The sequence below is a fragment of the Clostridia bacterium genome (assembly GCA_014360065.1).
Taxonomy (GTDB): Bacteria; Bacillota; DSM-521; order Neomoorellales; family JACIYF01; genus JACIYF01.
This window is the reverse complement of record JACIYF010000150.1, coordinates 1-5,371: the sequence shown is the minus strand read 5'-3', so window position 1 is coordinate 5,371 and position 5,371 is coordinate 1. Positions and strand designations below refer to the sequence as shown.

Sequence of the window (5,371 nt, the reverse complement as noted above, 5' to 3'; positions counted from 1 at the left end):
TAGAGACTGGCCCACCCTGGTGGCGCTAGCAGGTGTGATCCTTTACTTTACAGCCGTGCACTCCGTCATGCCCGCCTGGGACCGCTACCGCTTCCCCATCATGCCCTTCTTTGCGGTCCCGGCCGGATGCACGCCGGCGGCAATCGTTGCCCTGGGACAACAGCTTATTAGAGGCAGCCGATCCCGCTAGGCACCTTGACGCTCACCTTGAGGACAGACTTCACAAAATACCTTTCCACAATAGTCAGGGCTGTCGTGCTATTTCCACATATTTCGTCCCAACCAAGTTTCCCTATCTATCCCCGCCTGCGAGAATTCGCACCAGCAGGTCGATGCCAATTTCCTCTGCATGTTTGTTGGGGATCGTAATAGTTCGGCCGCCCTTTGGCCCACTGGCGGGAGCCTTCTTCCAGGTATCCCCTAGGTGCCTGGCACCCACTATTCGCGTTGGTGCTTGACTCGGGCTCGCCTCGTTTCTCACCGTACCAACCACGCCGTTAAACCCGCCATCAGGCCGGCAAGCGCTATGCCGGTCCCTACGACCCAACGTACCACACCACGAACTTCCTGGTGCAAAGCATCTATCTTTCCGCACAACCTACTTGCTTCGGCGTCTATTTTGGCTCTCGTTTCTCGGTACCTTGACCTGGCTCGCTAGCCTCGTAATGGGGGTCTGGGGCCTTCTCCCATCCCTTGCCAGGTGCCCGGCACCACACGTTCCATACGCTCCCCACTTGTCTGACCCCATGTCTGGCGGATGTTAAATCGGTTGGTCCGTTGAACTGCGAGGCGAATGTAGGAAAAGGGGCCACCTCGTCTAGGAGGCAGCCCCTTTCCCATATTCAAGCTACTGCTTTCTAGTACTAGGGGACAACTACCGCAAACTTCTGCACACCGCCGAAGCCTTGGGTATCAGTCACCTTTACCCAAAGGGTGGTTCCGGAAGCCTGCGAAGAACCATACGCATATTGGAACGAGCCGTCGTCGCTAGCCACAACATCGCTACCTACCTGCGTGGTCATGGCAGCATCACTAAATACCTCTACCGTGGCACCCTTCTCAACGGCACCAGCAGCACCGGTCAGCTTGTCAGTAGTAGCACTGATCTTGCTCGTGTCTACCACGCAGCTATCCGCCAGAAGGACGACGATTTTGTTGCTCTCCTGGTAGAACTGCACACCATCATTCACAGCGATGGAATTGAACCCAGTGTAGCTTCCATTCCTCGATATAATCGTGTTGGTGTCAACGGTGTACGAGGTAGATGTACCTTCAACCGATAGCACTACTGTGTTCTGGGCGGGGTATACTTCGGTCACCAATCCTAAAGTATTGGGATTGACATCCTTAAAGGTTGTTACTTTGTTGTCCTTATCAAGGGTCACCGTGATAAATTTACCGAGGTAGACAGAGTCAACCACGCTGCCACCGCTTGCAATGTCAAAGCTGTTGTTAGTACCACGAACATCGAGGGTGACATACTTGGTGCCATCAGCCTTGGTGCCCACAGTGACTACCTTCCCTGTAGCCGTTGCAGCCGGAACGTCTTCAACCTTGTTCACAACGGTCATCCGGCCGTCCTTGTTAAGGAGAACGTCGATTCTTTTGCCAACCACCATCTGATCCCACTTGGGATCGTTGTTAGCCGTAATCGGGTTCTTGGACCGCATATAATCCTTGCCGTCAACAGTTATGACCGGGTAAACCTCCCCGACCACGGATTTCACGGCAGAGATCACGCCAGTGACTTGGTTGTAGTAAGCTTCAGCATAAGTCACCTTGTTGATCCCGCCAACGTTAGCTACCGCAAGGTAGATCACATCCTTGGCCTTGATGTCGCCGAGAGTCACCTGCTGCCCATTACGTAGTAATTTGGCATTATCAGCCACTACCAACCAATTGGCATCATTGTTGTAGTAGATCGCCTTATTAACTGTATCTACCTTGCTTACTTGAGCTTCCGAAACTGTAAATGCAGAAGCCTTTACGAGATAAATCTTGCCGTCCTTGTCCAACGATAGAGTCACTTCTTGGCCAGCTGCCAAGTTGGCCCAATCAGCACTACCACCGTTCAGGACCACCGTACAACTTGCGGCTTTATAGTATTTGGTGGTATCGCCTTTCAGAAGCAAGTAAGCTCCGGTAGCATCAGTGCCTGTGCTGTCTATAGTACCGCTCTTGGTTTGAGCGGGACGATTGACTACCTCAATATAGATGACCTCTCCAGCCTTCAAGGTTGCGTTTACCGTGAAACCGACCGCGCTGGCAAGATCAGCCGCCCCAACGAAGTAGCAGTTACTGGCAAGCTTATACGTCGTTCCGGATACTGTAAGCGAGCCAGCTGCAGCATCGCCAGGTTGCACAACATAATTCACGATCGCACCGGTGTTAAGCTCCAACTTATCCACAGGTGTCTTCCCGGTTGAGGTCCAAACGCCATCCTTGTTAACCTCACCGATCTGCTTGCTCAGCATATTGTCGAGGATAATGGCCAGGTTGCCGCGGATGGCGGTTTGGTTGGCCTTTCCGTCTACGTTGGCCATGAGCCCAAGCTCAATTGCCTTGATGAAATGAGCATTGGGATCGGCCTCACGGTACCCAAGGGCCCGAACCGTAAGGATAGCGGCCTCCATATAGGTGATGGGTTGCTCCGGCCGGAAGGTGCCATCACCATAGCCAGAGATGATGCCCTTTGTGGTGGCTACTTGGATAGCCCCAGAAGCCCAATAGGAACCTTTGACATCCTTGAATTGGGTGTCGCTCCCCTGAAGGGCTTCGGCCACAGCCTTGAGCCCCAGCTCGTTAACGACCAATACCGAGAACTGGGCCCGGGTAACCTCACCAGCGGGGTTGAATTTCCCGCCGCCCCAGCCGCTGGAAATGCCGTAGGCCATTAATTTAGTGGCTGCTGCCTCATACTTGGTCCCCTGGACATCGGAGGGAGCTGAAGCAGCAAAGGCAGTGCCGACCAGGCTAAATACCAGGACGGCAGCGGTAAGTACGGCGATTAACGCTTTGAATTTCCTCACCTTAAGCTAATCCCCCTTTTCTCCTTTTCCCTTTTGGTGCGGCGGCCTCTATCTACACGGTGAATTAGCCCGCGAGTATGTAGCCGCACCTACCTTAAAGACTCCTTACAACTACTCCTACAACTACTACCGGCTTTCTCCACATCCAGCCTTTCGAGACACTTCCCGGGCTGGACCGTTGCCCTTACGGGCTACCTCTTCCCTCCTTTCCCGAATAACCACCCCCTTCAACGCTTTCACCCACGATTATGGATATGAATTGCCATTTCTGGAGACAATAAACCACTATGCCCATTATAGCACAGAAATGCCTGGTTTCAACCGATCTTGGCTTAATTTACCATCAAATAGCGATAGTAATCCCTTGGTACATCTAGCTTACGGCAAGTTCAGCAAAAATTAGCTGAGCCTTTCCCGCAGCACTCCTAGCAGGAACCTGGGAAGCGCCATGACCCGCCGCCAGCGGGCGGGCTCTTGCAGCAGCCGAAACAGCCATTCCAGCCCTAGCCTTTGCATCCACCGGGGAGCCCGCTTCACCCGCCCGGCTACCACGTCCAGGCTCCCGCCTACCCCCATGCCTACCTTCACTTTCAGGAACGGTAGGTGCTCGGCCAGCCACAGCTCCTGCTTGGGAGCCCCTAGAGCCACAAACAATATCTCCGGCCGGGACTCACGGATCCGGGCCAAGACTTCCGGCAAAGAAGCAGGGTTAAAATACCCATGCTGGGTACCAACTACCACCAGCCCTGGGTAGCGCTCCTGGAGCCGCCGGGCCGCCTCTTTGGCCACCCCCGGCTCCGCCCCCAGAAAGTAAATCCGCCAGCCCTGGCGGGCTGCCCTCTGACAAAGAGCCTGCATGAGATCGATGCCGGCCACCCGCTCCGGAAGGTGGTGCCCCAGGATCCGGGCTCCCAGCCGCACCCCGCTGCCGTCGGGCACTACCAGCGCCGCTTGCTGAACCACCCGGCGAAAGTCAGGGTCCTTTTGGGCCAAGACTACCATTTCCGCATTGAGGGTAACCACCTGGTGAACGGCATCTTGCTCCAAAAACTCCTGGATGCGGGCCAACGCCTCGTCCAGGCTGACCGCGTCCACCGGAACTCCCAGTATGGTTATTCGGTTGCCCCGGCCGTGGCCTTGAGAAGCCGGGCCCGGCGGTTGGCCGGTGCTCTTGCCCCGGTTTTTCACTACCATAGACGATGCTCCCTCGCCATTTGTTCCAGCTCAAACAGGATTTTCTCGGCCACGAATCGGTGGCCCTCCGGGCTGAGGTGAAGAAGATCGGGCCCGAGGATCGCCTCGGCGCCTGCTTCCAGCGCCGGGGTAAACAGATCGATGACGGGAACATCCAGTTCCTGCCCCACCTGGCGCACGATTTGGTTGTAACGAGAAAAGTTGTCGTTGGCGCCGGGAAATGAGGGTCGGGTGCAAATGGTGGTGGTCATGAGGATGGGCACCGCCCCGGCGGACCGCACCTTTTGCACCATCAGCATCAAGTTAGATCGATAGGCCCGGGGGGAAACGTAAACTACCCCGCCGGTAAGCTTGAGAATGGGCATGCGCAGGTGCTCTTCGTAAAGCCGGTCGAGGTAATCGCGGAGCCAGGCGGGGCGGACACGGCGCATCAGCGCCGCCAGCCAGCGGGCCCGGGCCCGGGGCAAGGCATCATTGATGCCAAAGCCGATCAGCACCACATCGGGGTGACGGGACAAGACATCCCTTTCCAAGCGCTTGAGGCCGGCGATGGTGGTGTCACCCGGCTCACCGGCATTGATGACCTCCAGGACGGGAAGGTTGGGGCGGCCATGCTGCCGCTCACGGCTCATTTTCGCAAGCAGCTCCGGGTAGCGCTGCTCAGGCTCGACGTCGATACCGGCCGGGATACAATCGCCAAAGACCACCAGCCGTATCGGTCGCCCAGGCGATGAGGAAGGCTGGGAAACGGCCTTGGGCCGCTCGGAGGGAGCCGCTGATGCCCGGGCGGTAAGTGCGCTGGCCCGGCCGCGCAGGAGCGAGCCAATCAGGCTTATCTCCGGTAGGCGCAAGGTAGCGGCCACTACCAAGTAGACGGCGGCAGCGCCGGCGATGGCCCCTCCTACCTGCACCACCTGGCCGGAAAGGGCATGGGAGCCGAAGCGCCCGCCCAGCCAAGCCGAAATCAGGTAAGCTGCCCCGGCCATAGCGGCAGTGGCAGCGCCAATGCGGAGCAGAGCATCGGCCAGCGGCCGCCACTCCATAAGCCCGGCCCGGCGCTTGAGGAGAAAAGCCAAGGTGCCGACATAAACGAAAGCTACGATGGAAGTGCAAAGGGCCAACCCAGCGTGGCCCAGGGGCCCAACCAG

General features: G+C 57.1%; 3 protein-coding genes. All 3 read right to left on the bottom strand.

Features of this window, described 5'->3' with window-relative positions:
- Positions 1-863: 863 nt before the first annotated feature.
- Positions 864-3,029 (bottom strand): S-layer homology domain-containing protein, encoded by a 2,166-nt coding sequence (locus H5U02_13810; protein ID MBC7343498.1) that lies wholly within the window; start codon positions 3,027-3,029, stop codon positions 864-866.
- Positions 3,030-3,428: 399 nt separating this feature from the next.
- On the bottom strand, positions 3,429-4,223 hold the full coding sequence (locus tag H5U02_13805; GenBank protein MBC7343497.1) for a WecB/TagA/CpsF family glycosyltransferase: 795 nt from the start codon (positions 4,221-4,223) through the stop codon (positions 3,429-3,431).
- A partial coding sequence (locus H5U02_13800; protein MBC7343496.1) for a hypothetical protein occupies positions 4,217-5,371 on the bottom strand: 1,155 nt, incomplete at its 5' end. The genes H5U02_13805 and H5U02_13800, both read right to left, overlap by 7 nt.